This window comes from Helicobacter sp. 10-6591 (assembly GCF_003288805.1).
GTDB lineage: Bacteria > Campylobacterota > Campylobacteria > Campylobacterales > Helicobacteraceae > Helicobacter_F.
On sequence record NZ_NHYK01000006.1, the window covers coordinates 1 to 20417 of the forward strand.

Consider the following 20417-nt stretch of genomic DNA (forward strand, 5'->3'; position numbering starts at 1 on the left):
TGCATAACTAGAACTCTGAGACAACAGATCATTTCTTATAGTAGTAGCATTTGCATACAAGTTTGCATTCTTATAACTTCCCAAAGAAGAACTTGCTCTATGATGCAAAAAAGAAAGAGTATTCAATGCATTCCCCATAACAGTATCTAAGAATGTAGCTCTTGCAGTAGCTGTAGCTATAAGTGTTCTGTTCAATGCAGCTGCTGCTGTCTTAGAACCATCTATGTTGGCAACAAGACCTCTTAAAAGATCACCTGTTATAGTTACTGCACCATTGCCATCACTTGTTTGTACTTGTGTATGTGCTACTGCTTGTGCTTTCTGACTTCCTTGTATAGCATTTGCTACTTTGGTGATATCTGTAGTAGTTTCACTGATTGTGAGTTTCTCTAAAGTTATATTGCCATTACCTTCAAATTGGACTGTTTTCAGATTGCCATTACTACCATTGCTTTGATTCTCTAACTTCCAATCTAGGATTTTTATACTGCCATTCCCATCGTTTTTGATCACAGTGTTATTGCCTGTTTTTCCTTGATTATCAATTTCTAAAGTTCCATTCCCATTATTTGTGATATTGCCTTTGAGTGTTCCTCCACTTTCATTTCTCACTACTCCTTCTATTTTGCCTTGTTCACCTATTACAAGTACATCTCCACCTTCACTTGAGCCTAATTGGCCTTTATTTGTAATCGCAGCAGTCTTGCCTTTCAAAGTGCCATCTACTTGAATCTTACCTGTGAGTTTGTAAGTGTCTGTGTTATTGCTACTTGAGCCGTTTTTATTATCTTTACCTAGTACCAAACCACTGCCACTTACTCCTTCTACTGTAGCACCTTGTGCTATCTTTAGGTTTCCAACTACTGTCTGATCACTGTTTCCATTAGTTTTGCTTATATTTATTCCATTGTCTTGACCTCTGATTATTCCTTGCCCCTCTATTTCTAGATTGTTTATAGTTGTGTTTAGAGTACCTCCAGCATTAAAGAATGCTATGCCATCTTTCTTGCCTTCTATGGTTCCAGAATTTTTGAGATTGCTTATACTCCCACCTTCTATAAAGACTCCATAGTCTCCACCTGTGATAGTGCCTTTGTTTTTGTTTTCTATAGTGCCGTATATTGGTTTTTTATGAGTAACAGCAGCAATCACAATACCTGCAGAATAATCTCCATTGGAATTACTTGGACTACCATTACCATTTGTTATTGTTATCTTGCCTTCGTTTATGATGTTTTGGATAGTCATAAAATCACTAACCATATAGATTCCAGCATTTCCAGCTTCAATAGTGCCTGTGTTTTTGATAGTTCCAATATTGATATTATTGCTGTTCCCATTGTCGTTAGCTTGTCGGGCTATTGAGATTCCAGCTCTCTTGCCTTTGAGTGTTCCTCTGTTTTCAAGGTTTTTGATACTAGAAGTTTCACCATTGCCAGCTTGCACACGGATTGCTGCATGTATCAGATGTGCATTACCATATTTGAAGCCATCATTTTGGTTGTTTGAGCCATTATTACCTTGGCTTTCACTCTCTATAATTCCCTCATTGATAAAAGTTTCAATAGTACTAGCATTTAAATACACTGCATTGTTTTTACTTGCCTTGATAGTTCCAGAGTTTGTAAAGTTTGTGATAGTAGCTTTGTAGAGATCTATGCTTCGGCTGCTACGATTGTTAGTACTACTGCTGCTACCACTGCTGCCACCATTATTATTAGCATTTGAGGTTTCTATCGTTCCAGAGTTTTTAAAGCTTGTGATAGTTGTGTTATAAAACTGTAAAGCCCCTTCACTTCCATCTGTCTTTCCTTCTGCCTTTATCGTTCCCTCATTGATAAAAGTGCCAAGTATATTTCTACTTCCCTCTTTTACCTTTATTGCAACCGCACTTCCAGTCGCTGAAATAAGCTTGCCGCTTTCATTTTTAAATGTCTCAATCTTAGCGCCATTTTGGAGTCTTACAGCAGCACCGTTATCTGTTGATTCTATAGTGCCCTTATTAGTGAAATTTTTCACAACAGTTTGGCCACCATTATTCTGCCCATCTGTATAGAGATAGACTGTATCTGCAGTACTGTTTGATTTTATTGTTCCATTATTTTCAAAGTTGTCTATTGTAGAGCCACCACGAAAGATTATGTTCCATTTATTGCCACTATCTCCATTAATCGTTCTATTAAGAGTAGCTCCTTCTTTTATTGTTATCTTAGGAACAATAATTTTATTATTATCAGCTTTATTACCCACTTCTAGGGTTGGCTTCTTATCGTTGTTTGTTTCTTTTTTTATAATAAGTGAGCTTATACGGCCATCAGCATCATTTTTGGTAGTGATAATGCCATCAGTCAAATCTGTAATTGTGGTGGTATGACTGGCATCACTTCCATTTCCAGTGTGATTGCTTTGACTGCTTCCGCCATTACTTCCTTTAATCTCCCACTTATTATCTGGATGATTAGCTACTGCACTTGAGACACAAAGAGACAAAGCTGCTATGGTTGAGACAAACTTAGGAATAAAGTTTCTTGATTGTTTCAAAGTCTTTCTTCCTTTCACTCCTCTAGCTTTCGCTTTAGAATCTACTTTAACCTTAGAATTTACTTGCATTTCTTTTACTCCTTTCACTCCAACTTTAGAATCTATTTTCATTTTAGAATCTACTTGCATTTTCAACTCCTCTCCAACAACTTCTATTCCTAAATTCTTATGTTTCATTTTTAGCTCCTTTACTTCCAAATACTTCCAAATCTGAAGCTTTGTAAAAGCTTCAGATTCTTTCAATTTTCCCTACAAAATCTTTGAAAGCTCGCCTTGCAAAGATTTCCCCTTGCAAAGATTTCTCCTTAAACAAAGATTTTCCCCAAAAAAAGATTTTCTAAAATCTTTGAACTCCCAATTGTATAAGGGATAAAAAAAAAAAAAAAGCACTTATTCTCAAAAAAACACACAAATTTCCAATAAGGTGTAAAAAAGAAACAAAAAAAGCAACAAAAAAAAGAAGAAAAGTGTATCTTGTCTTAAGACAAGGGGCAATGTGTCATAACTACTGCGTTTTATGTATATGCGCTAAACAAATCATTTGTACAAAGCCTCTTTCATAGCGCTTTGTGCGTCTTTGAGCTGCTGTTTTTTCTTTAAAGATTCTCGTTTGTCATAGAGTTTTTTGCCTCTAACAAGTGCGATTTGTACTTTCAGTTTGTTTTTGTGATTGAAATACAAACTTAAAGGCACAATGCTCAAGCCCTGTGTCGATACGCTTCCTAAGAGTTTTGTAATCTGCTTTTTATGTAACAAAAGTTTGCGTATGCGTCTTTGGTCTGGTCTAAAATGTAGATTTGTATGCTCAAGAGCCGAAAAATGCGCGTTGAACAGAAATGCTTCAGCTTTGATAATGCGCACAAAACTATCTTTAAGATTGACTTTATTTGCACGTGCTGCTTTGACTTCACTACCAAGCAGTGAGATTCCAGCCTCCAGACTTTCTAGAATCTCATAGTCAAAAAATGCTTTCTTGTTTTTTGCTACTTCTTTGGATTGCAACTTTTGCGCTTTTGGACCTTTACCCACTGCTAACCCTACAAAGTGGAAATCTTTGCAAAGCTTTCAAAATAAAGTTTTTTAGCTTCATGCAAACTCATATCTATAGAATCTATACAGATTCTCTGCCCCATTACAACGCCTAAATTTTGCGCTTGCAATTTATAAGTCTTAATCTGGCTTAAAATCTTTTCCACCTTACTCGCATGAACTTCTATAACGACACAACTGGGAGTTTGCGCAAAAAGTAATTGCCAATTTGTGTATCCAGTCTGAACTCTGATCCCCTTATTGCCAAGCAATGCCATTTTTGCTAACGCGATTGCCAAGCCACCTTGATTGAGATTTTTAGCACTTAGGATGTCTCCTTGATGGATGGTCTCATACAAAAAATCCCAAAGCCTTGATTCTGTATGCAAATCAATGCGTGGCACTTGCCCATAGATTCTATCCTCGCAAAGCTTTTGGGCTAAACTCGCGCTAAAGTTCTCTTCTAGCTTCCCAACAAGCATAAGTGTGCTACCCGTCTGCACCAAGGCACTTTTAATAGCTTTATTGCTATCTTGTATCACACCTACGCTCACAATGCTTGGCGTAGGATAAATGTCCTTGCCATCGCTTTGGTTATGTAGCGAGACATTCCCGCTGACAACTGGGGTATTAAGAATCTTGCAGGCCTCTTTGATTCCCTCGCAGCTTTGAGAAAACTCCCACATCACTTCGGGATTATTTGGCGAACCGAAGTTAAGACAATCACTAATTGCTAGCGGTCTGGCGCCTCTTGTAGCACAATCCCTACCAGCAGCACTAACACTTAATTTTGCTCCCTCTTTTGGATTGAGATAGCTTGCACGCACATCACAATACACACTCATCCCAACCCCTACGCCACTCTCTTTGACACGTATCAAACTCGCATCACACTCACCCGGACCTACAATGGTATTTGTCTGTACGCTACTATCATACTGGCTATACACCCATTTTTTATCGCTTACCTCAACAGATTCCAAAAGCTTTTGGAAGACCTCTTGCGCATTCAAATCCGTATTGATACAACTAGCGATTACAGATTCTCTTTTTATCTCTTTTACTTCTCTATCAAGAATGGGTGCATTATTGCTTAACTCATCTATTGGGATTGTGGCACACAAGTCCCCATACCAAAACAACTCCATCACACCACTATCAGTAACCTCGCCAATCACAGCTACATCCACTTCCCATTTCTTAAAAATCTCCATGACTTTCTCTTCGCTACCTTTTTTTGCGCAGATGAGCATTCTCTCTTGGGATTCGCTTAGCATCAGTTCATAAGGATTCATAGCAGATTCTCTCATTGGAACCTTGTCAAGATAAAGTCTCATACCACTTCCACTTTTCCCTGCCATTTCAAAGCTTGAGCTTGTAAGTCCTGCCGCACCCATATCCTGAATCCCCACGATATAGTCATTCTTAAATAACTCCAAACAAGCTTCTAATAAAAGCTTTTCAGCAAATGGATCGCCTATCTGCACACTTGAGCGCAAAGCCTTTGTGCCGGATGTAAAGCTATCACTGCTCATTACCGCTCCACCTAAGCCATCTCGTCCAGTTTTTGAACCAACATAAATTACTGGATTGCCTACACCTTCGGCTTTCGCGTAGAAAACCTCCTCTTTTCTTGCAAGTCCTAAACAAAAGGCATTGACCAATATATTACCGTTATAGCTTGATTCAAAGCTCATCTCCCCGCCAATTGTAGGCACCCCCATACAATTACCATAGCTACCAATCCCCTCGACCACTCCACGCAAAAGATAACGATGTTTTCTGCCAATCTCCTTAGAATCTGTAATATCCCCAAAACGGATAGAATTAAGGCTTGCTACAGGCCGCGCACCCATTGTAAAAATATCGCGCATGATGCCGCCAACGCCTGTAGCCGCACCTGCATTTGGCTCGATGAAACTCGGATGGTTATGGGATTCTATTTTAAAAACCGCGACAATACCGCCTCCTATATCAATCACACCAGCATTCTCTCCAGGACCTTGCACTACCCAAGGTGCGCTTATAGGGAAGCCTTGTAGATATTTCTTGCTTGATTTATAACTGCAATGCTCACTCCACATAGAAGAAAATATCCCTATCTCAATGAGATTTGGCTCTCTCTTAAGGATTTCTTTGATGCGAGAATAATCTTGCAAACTCAATTTGTGTGAATCTAGTACGGCTTGTAACTCAGTAATCGGGGAGGTAAGGTGAGAAATATCGCGCATAAAAACCTCATAAATATTAAAGAAGTAAGTGGGGCTTGCATTGTAGCATTGTTTGAGCATAAATTCTTGCTAACCCAACTCCTTGAAGCCAAGCATTGGGTTATAATTCCAGCTTTATCCCTCTTACACACAAGGCAGAAAATGCACACTATCTATCCTAGTTTAGAACAGATCACAGAGCTTCCTGCTTTAGAGCAATACAAGCGGGTTGCAATCACAAAAGAGATTTATTCTGACTTTATAACTCCTATTGAAGTATTGCGGATTCTTAAAAATGTCTCAAAACATATATTTTTACTTGAAAGCGTGGAGGATAAAAAAACTTGGGGACGTTGGAGTTTTTTAGGTTTTGAGCCAAGTTTAGAAATCGTATGCAAAGACTGGAATATCTACATAAAGGACCTAAAAAACATAACAACAAAGCAATTTCGTGGAGAGCCAAAGAAAGCCATAGAGGACATTTTAGAAAACTACAAAAGCCCAAAATTTGACAAGCACCCTCCTTTTAGCGGTGGTCTTGTAGGCTACTTTGCCTACGAATATATCCGCTATAGCGAATCCCATCTTGACTTCAAAAACCCTGACAGCAAGTTTCATGATGTGGATTTGATGCTTTTTGACACATTGATTGCATTTGATAATCTCAGGCAAAAAATTGTGCTCATAACAAATATCACGCTTGAAAACCTTACAGATTCTTATGAGAGCGGAAAAGAAAAGCTAAAAACTTTAGAGAATCTCCTCTATAATGGCACAAAAGCCTCTATAAAGCCCATAAAGCTCTTAACCCAAATGCAATCAGACTTTAACGAAGTCCAGTATCACCAAATGGTAAGCAAAGCAAAGCGCTACATCTTTGAAGGCGATATTTTCCAAGTCGTACTTTCAAACCCAAAACGTGCAAAAGCAGAGGGAAGTCTCTTTGATGTGTATAGAATCTTGCGCACTAGTAATCCCTCGCCTTATATGTTTTATTTGTGTAGTGATAGTCTTGAGATAGCTGGTGCTTCTCCTGAGACCTTAGTCAAGCTTACAGATTCCAAGCTCTATACATACCCATTGGCTGGCTCTCGCCCTTCAGGCAAGAATGAGGAGGAGGATATATCGCTTGCAAAAGAGCTTTTGAGTGATCAGAAGGAATTAGCAGAGCACAATATGCTTGTAGATCTGGGACGCAATGATATTGGCAAGATAGCCAAACTTGGCAGTGTCAAGGTAGAAAAATATATGGATATTCAGCGCTATTCTCATATTATGCATCTAGGCTCAACTATCAGCGGGATAATAGACCCTAACAGGAATGCACTCGATGCTATCGCCTCTATCTTGCCAGCTGGCACATTAAGCGGCGCACCAAAAATCAGAGCTTGCGAGATTATCAATGAGTTAGAAGGAAGCGAGCGGGGAATCTATGGCGGAGCAATAGGCTATCTTGATTTTTCAGGCAATATGGATACTTGCATTGGAATTCGTCTGGTCTATAAGATGGGCGAAGATATATGCGTACGATCAGGTGCTGGGATTGTCATAGATAGTGATGAAAGTAAGGAATACCAAGAATGTGATAATAAAGCCCAAGCACTCATCACAGCACTACAACTTGCACAACTTATGCACTAGGGCTCCAAAACTTTCACTAAGATTCCATATAGTTATACAATCAATACAAAGGCAGGCAATGATAGTTCTTATCGATAATTACGACAGCTTTTCTTACAATCTCTACCAACTTCTTGGCGCATTTGACCCGGAGATTAAAGTAGTGCGTAATGATGAGTTGAGCGTACAAGAAATAGAGCGCCTCAACCCCCAAGCACTTGTGCTCTCACCCGGACCCGGTAAGCCTGAAGATTCTGGAATCTGCATAGAGGCAATCAAATATTTTGCTGGAAAGATACCTATTTTAGGCGTGTGTCTTGGCCACCAAGCAATCGTTTGCGCCTTTGGGGGTAAAGTCGGCTATGCGCCCTGTATAATGCATGGCAAGACCTCAATCATAAGTCTTGATACTACCTCTAGACTTTTTGCAAATTTTGATACAAGTCTAAAAGTAGCACGTTATCACTCTCTTTGCGCTATCAAGGAGTATCTGCCAAAATGCCTCAAAGTCATTGCAATATCCAAAGATGATGAAATTATGGCGCTTGAGCATAAGGAGTATGCTATCTTTGGTGTGCAATTCCACCCAGAATCCATAATGACAGAGCGCGGAGCAGATATGATAAAAAATATTTTGTCTCAATAGAAGTTACTAACTGAAGTTTAAAAAGGTTTGGGGAAAGACTAAAAAAGCCAAGAGACTACAACCAAGTCTCTCTGAAGGCTCTATCTCAAAAGACCAAGCTTATTTGCGCATAAATGCTAGGTAAGAATCTTGCAACAATCTCTTTTTCAATGTTGTTGCCATTTTGCTTTTCAAAATGACAACCATTGCTTGCTCCAAAAGCCTGCTTACATGCATGTCCATCCAAATAGAACTTATCCTTGCTAGAGGTTATCTTTGCAGATTGTAAAGCCACAACTGGCACCTTTACGCCTAATTCAAACAGAAGCTTTCCGACTGGTTGATAAACAGCGACATTCGCATAAGGTATCATGTTTCTTGAGCCCGGTCTTTGTGCTAAGAACTTTGCCAAATCACCCTTGATAAAATCAACTCCACCGCCAAGAGCTATCCCTAGAGTATTAGGACCGCCAAATCCTATCATCAAATCCGCCCCTGCACCATAGCTATAGTATTTGAGATTTGTAAGAGGAAACTCATTCTCTTTAAGTGCAGTACCATAAGAGAAAGTCCCTGCATCATAAGAACCATAGATTCGCAACCCACTCTTGCGATTTGGAGCAAGGATAAGACCGGCTTTGTATCCATAAGTAGTATTGATTCCCAATCCAACGTCATTGCCCTTTTGTACACCTGATGGTTGTTGTACATTATTATTATTATTTGTAACAATCTTAGGATCTTTTACGCTTGCATGTTGTTCGAATCTGCTCAACTCCACCCCAATATCTCCAGCTACAAACAGACCACTACTTAATCCAAAACAACTTCCAGCTAATGCCCCTAATGCTATCAACTTTTTCATCGTAATTCCTTTCGTACTGATTTTTCGACAAACGCCGCGGGCTATTATGCAAAGCAAACAGTTAATAATTTTTTTTTTTTTTAGTTTCAGGATTTATTTTTAAAATTCTATTACTAAAAGTAGCAAATACCTTAGGCATTATCCTATGTAAAACAAAAATGTCTCATTCTGATTTGGAATCCAAGTGATAATCGCTCACACCAACAAAGAAGCAACCCTTGAAGCCTATTAAAAATTTACAACCAAGATCACACTTCAAAATCTCTATACAAAGCATTTTGTCGCAATGCCTCATACAAAACCGCACCCACACAAGTAGCCAGATTGATACTGCGAGCAGATTTGCTCATTGGCAATCTATAGGATTGGCACTCAAAGGTTTCTAAAATATCTGTATCCAAACCCCTATCCTCTCTACCAAAATACAAAAATGCTTCTTTTTGGAATCTCGCTTCATAATAAAGCTTCCTTGCTTTAGTACTCAAGAAAAAATGATTCTCATTTGGACTATAAAGTTGCCAAAAATCTTGCAGATTCTCCCATTCATAGACTTCTAATCTTTGCCAATAATCAAGTCCCGCTCGCTTCAATTCTCTCTGCGTCGTGCTAAAGCCAAGTGGTTTTATAAGATGCAGCACACAAGCAGTAGCGACACACAAGCGACCGATGTTTCCTGTATTTTGTGGGATTTGGGGTTGGACAAGCACAATGTGTAGCATACAAGCCCTTTAAGCTATTCAAAAATCAATAAAAAAACCGATTCTAGCTGCTTTTAAACCGCTAAAGGCAAATACATTCTCTCTCAAAGTGGGATTTCATATGAAAAGGAAACTCTTATTAGGTATTGCATGTGTAATAGGTGCTTACATAAATGCTTATGACACAATTGATGAAGCGCTGAGCAATGGAATCTCAAATGGCGATGTAGTATTTTTCAGCTCAAACACAAATGTATATGGCGATACACACCAAAGTATGCCGCGACAAAATGACCTTACTAAAAGCGCCTATAGCGTAGGAAGCTTAGGACTAGCTTATCGCTCTGGATTCTATAAAAGCTGGCGTTTCATGGTGAGCTTTCGTGCAAGTGAGAAACTCTACCAAGCCCACAAAGACTCCCTATGGATTGATGATATAAACTCTCCAGGAAGATCTTTTAGCAACCAAAAAGGCGATGCGGCCAAAGACTTTTATGCACCTGCAATGCTTGGACAATCATATCTGGAATATTTCCATGAGGATACGAGCATACGCACAGGAAGGGTCTTTGTCAAGTCAGAATGGGCTGATAGATTGATTGATGGTGTGCATATCCGTAATAAATCTTTTGAAAATATAATCATAGAAGCTTTTTGGGCAAAGTCTAGCGGCTATGTGCAATACAACAAACTCAGTGGTCTTATAGATGTAAATCCAAATAGTAGAGCTGGTCTTTTGAATACAAGCATCAAATACACACTCAATGATATGTTTTCCCTTAAAGCCCAAGCAATCTACGCAGCACGGCTTTTTAACGCCTTCAGTGCAAAAGCAGCCTTCCGCTATGAGATTTCAAATTCTTATATTGGTGCAAACGCCCAGTTCACCGCAAGCTTTGAAGATATTAATAGCCCTTATAGACGCACACAAGATAATGATACCTTTGTATTTGATACCCGCGCATATATTGGCATAAAGGATTTTATAGATGATCTACACAATGGTCTAGAGATAAGCGGTGGATTCATTAGGAGTGGGGAGAATGGCATTGGGAGTTTGAATGCTGTAGGCAATAATATTAGTCCATTTTTTATGTGGGGTGGTAGAGCATTTTTAGTAGGAAGCAATGCAAGTCTTGGCTTTGCTAAGATACATTTCACAATCGATAGAATATCGCTAGCACTCGTATATGGAAGCACACATTTTCAAAAGCCATTTGGTCTAAGCACTATATACAATGGTTTTGACAGGGTCAATGAAGTAAATTTCCTCTTAGACTTCAGTCTCAGCGAACACACCTCAGCAATTTTTAATCTGCTCAACACGCATAAAGGCAAAGCCTACTATCCACATACTACTCTGATAAATTTTGGAATCAAACTTAGCTTTTAGCCAAATCTCCAAAGATATATGATGTCATCGAAGTAGAGCCGTACTGATATATTTCATTGAACACGCTTACATTCTCAGTATCTTTGCTTGTACCTAGGATATTTAAAAGTGGCAGAAAATGCTCCATTGTAGAAAAACTCTGATTGCATCTCTGTGTTTTTGTTTGTGCCAAAGCAGATTCTATAACTCTTTGAAAATCTCTTTTGAGTATCGCATCTTTTATTGCGTTGTCAAACTCTATGGCCCACTCATAACCATAATCTTGCTTCTCCCAACACATCAAAGAAAGATTATGTACAATGTTTCCACTGCCTATGATAAGTATGTTTTCCTCTCGTAGTGGATACAATGCCTCACCTATAAGGATTTGCTCTTGTAATGTCGCATGAAGATTCACACTCATTGCCACTATGGGTATATCAGCCTTAGGATACATATGGCTCAGCACACTCCAGATACCATGATCGATTCCCCAAGAATTATCAAATTCTGCACCAAAACTGCCCAAAAGCTCTCTTGCCCTCAATGATAAAGCACTATCTCCGCTAGGATCATAACGCAACTCATACAGTTCTTGAGGGAATCCATACATATCATAAATTTGTCGAGGTGTAGGTGTGTGTGCGATTTTTAGCCCTTTTGTATGCCAATGTGCGGACAAAACCAAAATCGCGCTAGGTTTTATCAGTTTCCCTAAATCACGCCATTTTCTAGTGATTAGATTGTCTTGCAAGGCGTTAAGTGGTGAGCCATGCCCTATAAACAAAGTGGGTAGCATATTTTTCCTTCTTAAATTGAGATAAAGAAGCATACACCAAAAGACAAACAACACAATCTCCCCTCCGCACATAACATTGCAAAATTTAGTAAAATTGCACACTCATCTCAAAATCACAAGGAATCTTTTGGCAAATCGTAGGCTTTTTTTTGTTGTCGTTGGATTGATTTGCGTAGGTGTCTTGATGTCATATTCACTGGCTGCATACTCAGTCGGATTTTTCGGCTATGACGAATTCCATTTCTTTGGGAGAGAATTACTTGTGGCAATTGTTGGTATTATCGTTATATGGCTTTTTGCCCAACTTGATCCTGATAAAAGTTTCCAAAATATCGGACTTGGAATCTTTTTATTATCACTACTGCTAATGGTTGGTATGCATTTTTTACCTACCAGCTTGGTTTCATCTGCTGGCGGTGCAAAACGTTGGATAAAACTGCCGGGATTATCCCTTGCGCCTTCAGAATTTTTTAAAATCGGTTTTGTGTATTTTCTGGCTTGGAGTTTTACGCGTAAATTTGGCACAGAGGCAAACTTCAATCTCAAAGACGAGATAAAACTTTTTATCCCCTATATAGTCTTATTTTTTATAGCTGTGGTGCTTATTGCCGTATTACAAAATGATTTAGGGCAAGTGATTGTTTTGGCTTTGACACTTGGATTCATGCTGCTTTTTGCAGGTGGGAGCCTCAGACTCTTAGGAATTATCCTACTTACAACTCTTAGCATAGGGCTTGTAGCAATCATCACAAGCCCACATCGCATCTTGCGTGTTAAGCTATGGTGGGCAAATGCACAAGATTCTATCCTAGCACTCTTGCCCCAAAGTCTTGCAAATTCTCTGCGGGTGGAAAATCTCCCCGAGCCATACCAGATCTATCATGCGACAAATGCTATATTCAATGGCGGATTTTTAGGCAATGGCTTGGGAGAGGGCGTGATCAAACTTGGATTTTTAAGCGAAGTGCATACGGATATTGTGCTGGCTGGGATTGTAGAAGAATTAGGGTTTGTGGGATTATTTTTCATAGTCGCAGCATTTACCACAATGATCTTTTATATATTCAAAATAGCAAATCGAGTGCATAATATGACCTACTATCTTTTCTGTGTGGGCATCGCACTCCTGCTTGCATTTTCATTCATCATCAATGCTTTTGGAATCTCTGGTATAACACCTATCAAAGGAATCGCCGTGCCTTTTATAAGCTATGGAGGAAGCTCGCTTTTAGCAAGTTGTCTTGCGATAGGCTTAGTACTTAGCATTTCAAGAAGAGCAAAAATTCTTTAAATTGAAAAACAAAGGACTTCAAATGGATATTATCATCCCAGCTCATGAAAAAGACTTACACATCCTGCCTCATACTATAGATTCTCTTTTAAAGAACATGTATATTGCCGCAAGAAACAAAGAAGATATTAGGGGGGGGGGTATAAAGAATTAGCAACTAAAAGATCTCTTTGCAAAGATGATATTTATGTCATTGCAAGGCACAATCTCAAAGCTTACATTCAAAATCTAGGTGTTTCTTTCATAGACGAAGATTCCCTACTGGATAATCTCACTTTCAAAACCATCCACTCTACTCTCTTAGACCCTAGACATTGTGGCTGGTTTTTCCAGCAGTTTCTAAAAATGGCATACAGCTTTGTATGCCAAAAAGAGTTTTATCTTAGTTGGGATTGTGATAGCTTACTTATCAAAGAATTTACTATCGATTTAGATTCTGTGTTTTTAAATGCTTTGCCTGCACGCATATCGCCAAACCACCCTTATTACAACACTTTTACTACGCTCTTAAATCTCAAGTTCAACAACAACTACCAATTTATGTGCGAGTTTATGATTTTTAATAAATCCATTATGCAAGATCTATGTAAGACTCTCAATCAAAAGCAACCGCAATATTTCTACCAACCCATTATTTCTCTTGTAAATAAAGACAGCAAAACATACAGCTTCAGCGAGTTTGAAACATATGCAAACTTCGTACTGAACCATTACAAGGATACTTACCAACTACAGTTTTACCCTGTATATAGATGTGGTGCTCGATTTTTCAAAGAAATTCCAAGTTTGGACAATGCTCTTGTAAGAGACTTTGGCAAAACCTACTATATGCTGCAATTCAATCATTGGGATAACCCTGTGCCATTTGCCAGGATTCTCCATAACCAAACACTGCGCAAAATCATAGGATTTAAGAATCTTATGAGAATTTATTTTTACGGAGGATTCTATAAACGAGACTTTAAGTACAGAGACGATTCTCCGGTATCATAACCCACGCGCTCTTATTTGTCTTGCAATGCATCGACTATGCTATCAAGTGGCGTAAAAACGCGTCGCAAAATCTTAAAAGGTGCAGTTACCACATCTTCTAATAAACTTACTTCGGTTTTTGGATTTGATAACTCCCCGCTGACCACAATATTTGTCGTTATCTTGCCCTCATCCCCTAGAATCAAAAATCCAACAATAGGAATGCTTGAGATAATATCTGAGAGAGTTTTCATCGTGCTTGCTTGGAGCAATAGATTCAATGTATCGCTTTTAAAATCAACCAATCCATTCCCACTTATATCAATAGCAGTGCCTACAAAATCAATTTCATCAAGCCCCAAATATTCATCATTAAGCCAAAACATAAATGAACCATTCTTGATCTCATATCCATCATCATTTAATCCGGGCTTTCTAAAAACCACAAGTGAAGGGATAGCATCAATAAGAGCAAGAATATTTTGTATCAACACAAATTCTTTAAAAATCGTGTTTTGCATATGGATTTTTCCTTGCAAAACCCCGCCCTTAAAAATCCCAGAAAGCTCAAAAAGCCCATCTTCAAAAAGTCGCTTTTGCATTACCTTATTGATAAAATCCGCGCTGAAATTATCGATTGCCACCTTTGCTTGGTGGTTTGCTACATCGACATTAGCAATCCCATTCCCATAAGAAGCATTCATATTCACAATTTCATCGCGCAGAGTGATAGTTGCAGAATCTGTAGGGATAGTGTAATGTCCAAAATACACTTGCATATTGTTTGCCTCTAAATACAAAATATGTGGTGGATAATTTATTTCTTGCTCGTATTTGCGCTTTTGTGCAATAAACTTATTGTGTTGGGCAATCTCTTGTGGACTTAGCTCTTTATACTGGGATTCTTGATTAAAGCTCTCATGCAAAGCAGGGATAGTACTTGAAAGCAATTCATCAAGATTGACATCATAGGAATCCAACACAAAAAACATCGTATTCTCATGCTTGCGCAAAGAAAACTTTTTATCTTGGGTACTTAGCTCTATCTTTGGTTTTGGCTTAGAAATATCGATTATGCCCTCCATAGCAAGAGAACTAAGACGCGTTTTATCTTTTCGATAAATAGGATAAGTGAGATTATTAAGATTGGCGCTTATGAAGATTTCGTGTTCATTGAGCGAATCTTGTGTAAGTACAAGACTACCTTCAGAGATTCCATAATATTGCAAGAGTGGGGAATAGGGATAAATAGCATGGATGTTTTTCATACCCACTTCTATATTTTGCTCTGAATCCTGCTCAAAGACCAAAGAAAATTGTGGAATGCTAATCTCTAAGCTCTCATCTGCGAAATTACCCACAACCTCGATAGTGTCCAACAAATCCACTCCATCGCCCTGTGTAATATCTTCCACTTCTATTGCCTCTGGTTGTATCTGTGGAGATTCTTCTAGCTGCTGGGAAATGGCAATACTTTCTTGGGGAGAATGAGTTGTAGCCTGCATGCTGTTTGTCTTAGCGCTTACTGTGTTAAGAGTCAAAATACTGGGAATATTTTCTATGGAATCTTGCTCTACAATCGCTTGGATAATCCTTCGTACCATAGGATCATCTGTAGTTTCCACATCAAGCTCTGGTGGTAAAGTCTGGGATTTAAAAATCTTAGAGGGTGCTAAATCAAGTGTTTTGACATCGAGTTTTAACAAAAAATTCTGCTTCAAAAGATCTATATCCATTTTTGTGTGCGCACTGAGTAAGTCTTGGTACTCTAAGTTTTTGGCTTCTATATTGATAGTCTGGTGTTTGCTAGAAATAGCAATGCTTGTCAAAAGATCATACACTTTGATTTTTTGGCCTAAAAATACAATTGTGCTTTCTTTAGAGCTTATTTCACCTTGGACATTTGGATGCAAATCCCCGAATTTATCAGCTTTTAGATGAATCTCAACACCAACCTTTAATGCTCCATCTTGAGTCATTACAGGCACTGGAATCTCATATACCTCAAGCAAATCCAAAAGAGCTTTATCGAGATTAATCTCTTTAGAATGCAGCGAAACAAAGACTTCCAATGGCTTAGAAAACGGCAGTTTCAGACGCACTTTCGAGTTTGTCAGATCATAGCCGACATAGCTTGGCTTAGTAAATGCAATATCTAGCACATCATCACGCATATTCAGAGCTACTTCCCTTGCATTGATTGGCGCTATATTGGAATCCAAACTCACCTTCACATCTTTAAGAATGGCATTTGCCTTTATCGATCGATTGAGATGAAAGAAGATATCTTTGTTAAGTGGTATCTGCATATCAAATGATGTAAGCTCAAAAGAGCGAAACTTTATCTTTTCAAACAACCAAGATTCTAATTCCTTATTGTGCAGTAGTTTGATATAAGACTCTAAAAATTGAATATTCCTCCACACCGAGCTAGAAGCTACCACATTGAGATGTTTAAAGTTTGTAGTACCATGTATATTAAGCTTAGTTGGTGTTTGAGATTCTGGATTTTGTTGTATATGAAAGTTTTGGATGTCATCTTTTCGCAGAGTTTTAAGAATAGGATTATGGGTTAGCGTGAGGGCAAAATCAAGATTTTTCTTGCTCACATAGTACTCCAAATACCCATCACACTCCAAAGACAGATCAAAAAAACGAAGAGTTTGCACACCTAAGATAATTTTACTGTGCAGATTCTGTATGCTAAGCAGAGCTTCAAAATCTGGCGCATAAAGCGCATAGCTCATGCCGTCATAAAGCAACCTGCGCTCTGTTTTGTCAGGAAAAATCACACTATAAAGATTGAGTTTTTCAAAGTAAGAAAGCACAAAGAGAATGCTTTGCGCAGCGCTCACGACAGAATCCAAAACATCCTCAGAACTCCTCTCTATGCTAGTTTGTGAATCTTGGGCAAAGAGGCTTGTCTCAGATAAATCAATCCTATCAACCTCTAAAATAAACTTATTTTCTAACTTAAGATAGAATCCTTCCACTTTGATTTTTCCTACCACAAACCCCTTGTGATAAATACCCTCGTTGAGAATCTTGTAGCCGAAAAAGGAAAGAATGATGATGACGCCACAGAATACAAAAAGTCTTTGGAGACTTCTTTGCTTTTTCTTAGGAGGTTTGGTTGTAGTTGTTTCTTTTGCTTTCATGATCTATCTTCATGTCCCAATACAAATGCCCCAAATACTAAATCTACCAAAAGGCTCAATAAAATCCATTATAACACATCTCAACAGCTTACAAGGCGTCAAAGAAGGGCAGTTTGGCATAGTTGATGAGTGGCTTATGCGATTATTTTGGCAGCCACAAAGTGGAGTGATTGCTATAGATTCTCAAAACTTAAGCAGAAAAGAATTTTTGAAGCATCTAAGTAGCGCAAAAAGTGCTACACGAGAGATTACACTCATTCCAGGTGAGACGTTGCATTTTTTCTTAAAGGATGTGGCGTTAAAGTTTGGGCTTGATACAGCAAAACTGCAAGCTGCTTATGAAAAGTATTTTGATCTGCCAGATGGAGTAATCATAGCTGAGACCTACAAGTTCCCACTTGGATTGGATGAGGATGCTCTTATGCGTTTGCTAGCAAAAATTTCTTATACATGGCATGAGAGGCAAGCTATCGCGCTACTTGGGACATATGATAAGGCACAATGGTTTTATTATGTGCGTATGGGTTCAATAGTGCAGAAAGAAGCAGCAAACAAAGAGGAAATGCCACTAATTGCTGCTGTGATAAATAATCGCTTAAGAATCGGAATGCCTTTGCAAATGGATGGGTCACTAAACTATGGGGGATTTTCGCATGTGAAAGTTACCCCAGAGCGCATAAGAAATGATCTTAGTCTCTATAACACCTATAAACACAAGGGAATCCCACCCTATCCTGTCGGTAGTCTAAGCTTAGATGCTATCAAAGCATGTATTGAACCTGCAGATGTGGATTATCTCTACTTTGTGCGTAATGCAAATGGCACACATACATTTTCTAAAACTTACAAAGAGCATAAAAGCAATTTTTGAATAAATTTCCAGAAATTTTCAAACGGGTTTATAGTCGAGTTGGGATTGTGCAAAGCGATCCTATTGCACAATACATCTCTCAAGAGCGCTTAACATATAGACTATTCTCTCGCGGTGTGAGAAGCCTCATAGCGCGCTGGGTATCAAGGGCTAGGCTATGGTTGAGGCGATTGAGAAACTCGGGATAGGTGAAGTTTGGCATATTTGGGCAAGTATGGGGTATCTTGCGCGGAAAGATGGGATTGGATTCTGATTAGGCACGGTGTCAAAGAAGTAGCCCCCCGCTTTGTAATGGAGTGCTTGCGTGGTATTCTTGGAGCTCTGCGATGATTTGATAAGACTGCAATAAGCATACACCACAATCCCCTACAAGCTGTGAAATTCCATCACTGGTATTTACAATCTGATAGATTCGTCTCACCCAAGGAGGCGTGAGGGTAAAAGTTGGCGGTAAGGATCGCAGCACTCTTTTTAGCTTGTGGAGTTGTCTGCCTGGTGCAGGGCAAAAATGGAGGTTGACTCCTGCATTTGCATTGGCATAATTTTCCCAGTCTTTTATATCTTTGGAAAAGAGGAATAGAGATATAGGGGAGTTGGCTGTGTATATAAGAAAAACTTAAGAGTAAGTAAATCTGCAAGAATCCGGTCGTAGTTTTACTAAAGTTTGGCTGTGTCTGCTTGTAGGTATTTAGTGAAGAAGTAAATGTACTTAAGTGGTATGGCAAACACAAAAAACTATGTGAGCTGAGGTTTTGTGGAGATGGACAAAATGGGCTATCCATCCGCCGGCAAACAGCAGCTAAAAGCTTGATATTCAATCGAGAGAAATTTTTGGATTTTTAATCGTAGAGCATGAAGTGATATGCATTCAGATTCTTTTAATTTGTATTCACCCTTAAAATCTTTGGAAAAGCTTTCAAAGATTTCTCCTTAATTATATAAATCCAAATTCTTCCAAAAAGATTCTTCCCAAATCTTTACGCGCAATTGCTGGCGCTCAAACTCGGCTGACCTCACTCTGATTGAATTCTTCCACTCGCACCGTCATGATGAATCTTCAATCTGTACTGCCATACGAGCAAAAATCCCAATTGGGATTTTTGGAATTAGTGTAAGTCTGTCCAAATCTTCCTTTTCCATAGATATGCAAGCACGCTCATCACACCAAAGAAAAGGATGATATACACGCCCAGTGCTTCTCTCTCTTGTTTTTTGGAATCTCCTACTGACTCAAGATATGCAACCACGCGACGTTGGGATTCTTCATTTAAGCCAACGCGAGGCATTGACAAGCCTACAGGCATCACGCCTAGCTCTTTGGCAAGGTTTGTGTAATCGTCATCATCTTGCCAAGCACTCTTTGTTGTATTTTGAGGAAGCGTGATTCCATAATCTTTGTGAGACTTAGCGTTTATTTGCTCTGTTTTCTTGGCGATTGCTTTTTGCTTCTCTTGTTGTGATAGGGACTGAGCTTGGATTTTTGGTATTTCTACCGCAAGCTCTTTAGCTTTGGCTTTATTGAGATACTCATCTAAAATCGCCTGTTTGATCGCGCTGTAAGCTACTCTTTGTGGGTTGTTTATAAAGGCTTGTAGATAATCTTCACCACGTGCGCGGATAATCATCGAGAGATCTGGAGCTTCTGCACCAAGATATTTCTTAATCTCATCTCGTTTTTTCTCCATTTGGGCAAGGTGCTCTGGAGTCTTTGGTTCGTCATAGCGAATATTATGGCATCTGGCGCAAGCATCTTGGAAAACTGCTTTGTTGGTCAATCTGGTTTCTAGTTCTTTGATGAGACTCTGCTTTTGAGAATCTGAAATATTGGCTTTTTGGATAGCTTCTTTTTGAGCTAGATACTCTGGTGAGTAAAGCACATTATTTCGTAATGCCACATTTCCTATCGACTTGAGATAAGCTACTATATCCGCGACTTCTTGTGCTTCGTCATTTTCCGCAAAATACTGAGTCATAGGGAATGGATTCTCATCGTTAAATTTATGATCAAGCTTGATTGTATGCGCTGGATTTATGATGAGTGCGCTTAAGAAATTCTCATCATAGATAGCACCTGCTGTGGAAAGATCTGGGGTAGAAATCATGCCACCCTTACCACCTTCAAACTGCAAAAGGCCATTATCGATATTTGCGGCTTTTATATTGTGGCAAGCTACACAATTATTCATCACGATTGTTTCACCTCTTTCTTTGTCGCCTTTGGATAGGTCGATTCTCTCTAGATCTTGGAATGCAAAATCAACAGGCGCTGTTTTAGGGTGGAATACAGAGTGTGCTAATGGCTCTACACCCCAGTAAAGAACACTTACGACAATACACACAACAACTAAAATTTTTATCTCTCTCAT

General features: G+C 38.9%; 16 protein-coding genes. 7 read left to right on the plus strand and 9 right to left on the minus strand.

Going from position 1 to position 20417, the window contains the following annotated elements:
* The 3 genes from CCY97_RS02890 to purL all read right to left on the minus strand — a co-directional run.
* Nucleotides 1–2718 (minus strand): hypothetical protein (locus tag CCY97_RS02890; protein WP_146744494.1); only part of this gene is annotated, 2718 nt, incomplete at its 3' end.
* A 360-nt stretch (nucleotides 2719–3078) separates the two neighbouring features.
* Nucleotides 3079–3543 carry an SsrA-binding protein SmpB gene (gene smpB / locus CCY97_RS02895; RefSeq protein ID WP_112064064.1) on the minus strand — a complete coding sequence of 155 codons (465 nt, stop codon included), beginning with the start codon at nucleotides 3541–3543 and terminating at the stop codon, nucleotides 3079–3081.
* 35 nt (nucleotides 3544–3578) lie between these two features.
* A complete protein-coding gene (gene purL / locus CCY97_RS02900; protein ID WP_112064065.1) occupies nucleotides 3579–5801 on the minus strand; it encodes a phosphoribosylformylglycinamidine synthase subunit PurL in 2223 nt (740 codons plus the stop codon).
* 141 nt (nucleotides 5802–5942) lie between these two features.
* Here purL and CCY97_RS02905 point away from each other — a divergent pair, with 141 nt between their 5' ends.
* Both CCY97_RS02905 and CCY97_RS02910 read left to right on the plus strand, forming a co-directional pair.
* On the plus strand, nucleotides 5943–7421 hold the full coding sequence (locus tag CCY97_RS02905) for an anthranilate synthase component I family protein (RefSeq protein ID WP_112063999.1): 1479 nt from the start codon (nucleotides 5943–5945) through the stop codon (nucleotides 7419–7421).
* A gap of 58 nt (nucleotides 7422–7479) precedes the next feature.
* Nucleotides 7480–8046: an aminodeoxychorismate/anthranilate synthase component II gene (locus tag CCY97_RS02910; RefSeq protein WP_112064000.1), complete on the plus strand. Its 567-nt coding sequence runs from the start codon at nucleotides 7480–7482 to the stop codon at nucleotides 8044–8046.
* A gap of 85 nt (nucleotides 8047–8131) precedes the next feature.
* Here CCY97_RS02910 and CCY97_RS02915 read toward each other — a convergent pair whose 3' ends face one another.
* Both CCY97_RS02915 and CCY97_RS02920 read right to left on the minus strand, forming a co-directional pair.
* The gene (locus CCY97_RS02915) at nucleotides 8132–8890 is read right to left on the minus strand and encodes an outer membrane beta-barrel protein (protein WP_112064001.1); all 759 of its coding nucleotides are present in this window, start codon (nucleotides 8888–8890) and stop codon (nucleotides 8132–8134) included.
* 248 nt (nucleotides 8891–9138) lie between these two features.
* A complete protein-coding gene (locus CCY97_RS02920; protein ID WP_112064002.1) occupies nucleotides 9139–9609 on the minus strand; it encodes a tRNA (cytidine(34)-2'-O)-methyltransferase in 471 nt (156 codons plus the stop codon).
* A 100-nt stretch (nucleotides 9610–9709) separates the two neighbouring features.
* Between CCY97_RS02920 and CCY97_RS02925 the strand changes: the two genes are divergently transcribed.
* Nucleotides 9710–10981 (plus strand): Opr family porin, encoded by a 1272-nt coding sequence (locus CCY97_RS02925; protein WP_112064003.1) that lies wholly within the window; start codon nucleotides 9710–9712, stop codon nucleotides 10979–10981.
* On the opposite strand, the gene CCY97_RS02930 is transcribed toward CCY97_RS02925, so the two are convergent.
* A complete protein-coding gene (locus CCY97_RS02930; protein WP_112064066.1) occupies nucleotides 10971–11759 on the minus strand; it encodes a class III extradiol ring-cleavage dioxygenase in 789 nt (262 codons plus the stop codon). The genes CCY97_RS02925 and CCY97_RS02930 overlap by 11 nt on opposite strands.
* 127 nt (nucleotides 11760–11886) lie before the next feature.
* On the opposite strand from CCY97_RS02930, the gene CCY97_RS02935 reads away from it, so the two are divergent.
* The 3 genes from CCY97_RS02935 to CCY97_RS02940 all read left to right on the plus strand — a co-directional run bounded on the left by CCY97_RS02935 (nucleotide 11887) and on the right by CCY97_RS02940 (nucleotide 14043).
* Complete coding sequence (locus tag CCY97_RS02935) at nucleotides 11887–13050, plus strand: FtsW/RodA/SpoVE family cell cycle protein (protein ID WP_112064004.1); 1164 nt, start codon at nucleotides 11887–11889, stop codon at nucleotides 13048–13050.
* A 22-nt stretch (nucleotides 13051–13072) separates the two neighbouring features.
* Entirely contained in the window at nucleotides 13073–13204 is a 132-nt protein-coding gene (locus CCY97_RS08445; protein ID WP_258456911.1) for a hypothetical protein, read from the plus strand.
* 89 nt (nucleotides 13205–13293) lie between these two features.
* The gene (locus tag CCY97_RS02940) at nucleotides 13294–14043 is read left to right on the plus strand and encodes a DUF6492 family protein (RefSeq protein ID WP_258456934.1); all 750 of its coding nucleotides are present in this window, start codon (nucleotides 13294–13296) and stop codon (nucleotides 14041–14043) included.
* 11 nt (nucleotides 14044–14054) lie between these two features.
* Here CCY97_RS02940 and CCY97_RS02945 read toward each other — a convergent pair whose 3' ends face one another.
* A complete protein-coding gene (locus CCY97_RS02945; RefSeq protein WP_112064006.1) occupies nucleotides 14055–17180 on the minus strand; it encodes an AsmA-like C-terminal domain-containing protein in 3126 nt (1041 codons plus the stop codon).
* Between CCY97_RS02945 and mltG the strand changes: the two genes are divergently transcribed.
* Nucleotides 17152–18051 (plus strand): endolytic transglycosylase MltG, encoded by a 900-nt coding sequence (mltG, locus tag CCY97_RS02950; protein ID WP_258456913.1) that lies wholly within the window; start codon nucleotides 17152–17154, stop codon nucleotides 18049–18051. The genes CCY97_RS02945 and mltG overlap by 29 nt on opposite strands.
* 265 nt (nucleotides 18052–18316) lie before the next feature.
* On the opposite strand, the gene CCY97_RS02960 is transcribed toward mltG, so the two are convergent.
* Nucleotides 18317–18658 (minus strand): DUF1561 family protein, encoded by a 342-nt coding sequence (locus tag CCY97_RS02960; protein WP_112064008.1) that lies wholly within the window; start codon nucleotides 18656–18658, stop codon nucleotides 18317–18319.
* Between the two features lie 499 nt (nucleotides 18659–19157).
* Nucleotides 19158–20417 carry a c-type cytochrome gene (locus tag CCY97_RS02965; RefSeq protein ID WP_112064009.1) on the minus strand — a complete coding sequence of 420 codons (1260 nt, stop codon included), beginning with the start codon at nucleotides 20415–20417 and terminating at the stop codon, nucleotides 19158–19160.

What these genes read in the sequence shown, in the direction of transcription:
- purL (WP_112064065.1), bottom strand. Translation starts at nt 5,801, where the DNA reads ATGCGCGATATTTCTCACCTTACCTCCCCGATTACTGAGTTACAAGCC.
- CCY97_RS02905 (WP_112063999.1), top strand. Translation starts at nt 5,943, where the DNA reads ATGCACACTATCTATCCTAGTTTAGAACAGATCACAGAGCTTCCTGCT.
- CCY97_RS02910 (WP_112064000.1), top strand. Translation starts at nt 7,480, where the DNA reads ATGATAGTTCTTATCGATAATTACGACAGCTTTTCTTACAATCTCTAC.
- CCY97_RS02915 (WP_112064001.1), bottom strand. Translation starts at nt 8,890, where the DNA reads ATGAAAAAGTTGATAGCATTAGGGGCATTAGCTGGAAGTTGTTTTGGA.
- CCY97_RS02920 (WP_112064002.1), bottom strand. Translation starts at nt 9,609, where the DNA reads ATGCTACACATTGTGCTTGTCCAACCCCAAATCCCACAAAATACAGGA.
- CCY97_RS02925 (WP_112064003.1), top strand. Translation starts at nt 9,710, where the DNA reads ATGAAAAGGAAACTCTTATTAGGTATTGCATGTGTAATAGGTGCTTAC.
- CCY97_RS02930 (WP_112064066.1), bottom strand. Translation starts at nt 11,759, where the DNA reads ATGCTACCCACTTTGTTTATAGGGCATGGCTCACCACTTAACGCCTTG.
- CCY97_RS08445 (WP_258456911.1), top strand. Translation starts at nt 13,073, where the DNA reads ATGGATATTATCATCCCAGCTCATGAAAAAGACTTACACATCCTGCCT.
- CCY97_RS02945 (WP_112064006.1), bottom strand. Translation starts at nt 17,180, where the DNA reads ATGAAAGCAAAAGAAACAACTACAACCAAACCTCCTAAGAAAAAGCAA.
- CCY97_RS02965 (WP_112064009.1), bottom strand. Translation starts at nt 20,417, where the DNA reads ATGAGAGAGATAAAAATTTTAGTTGTTGTGTGTATTGTCGTAAGTGTT.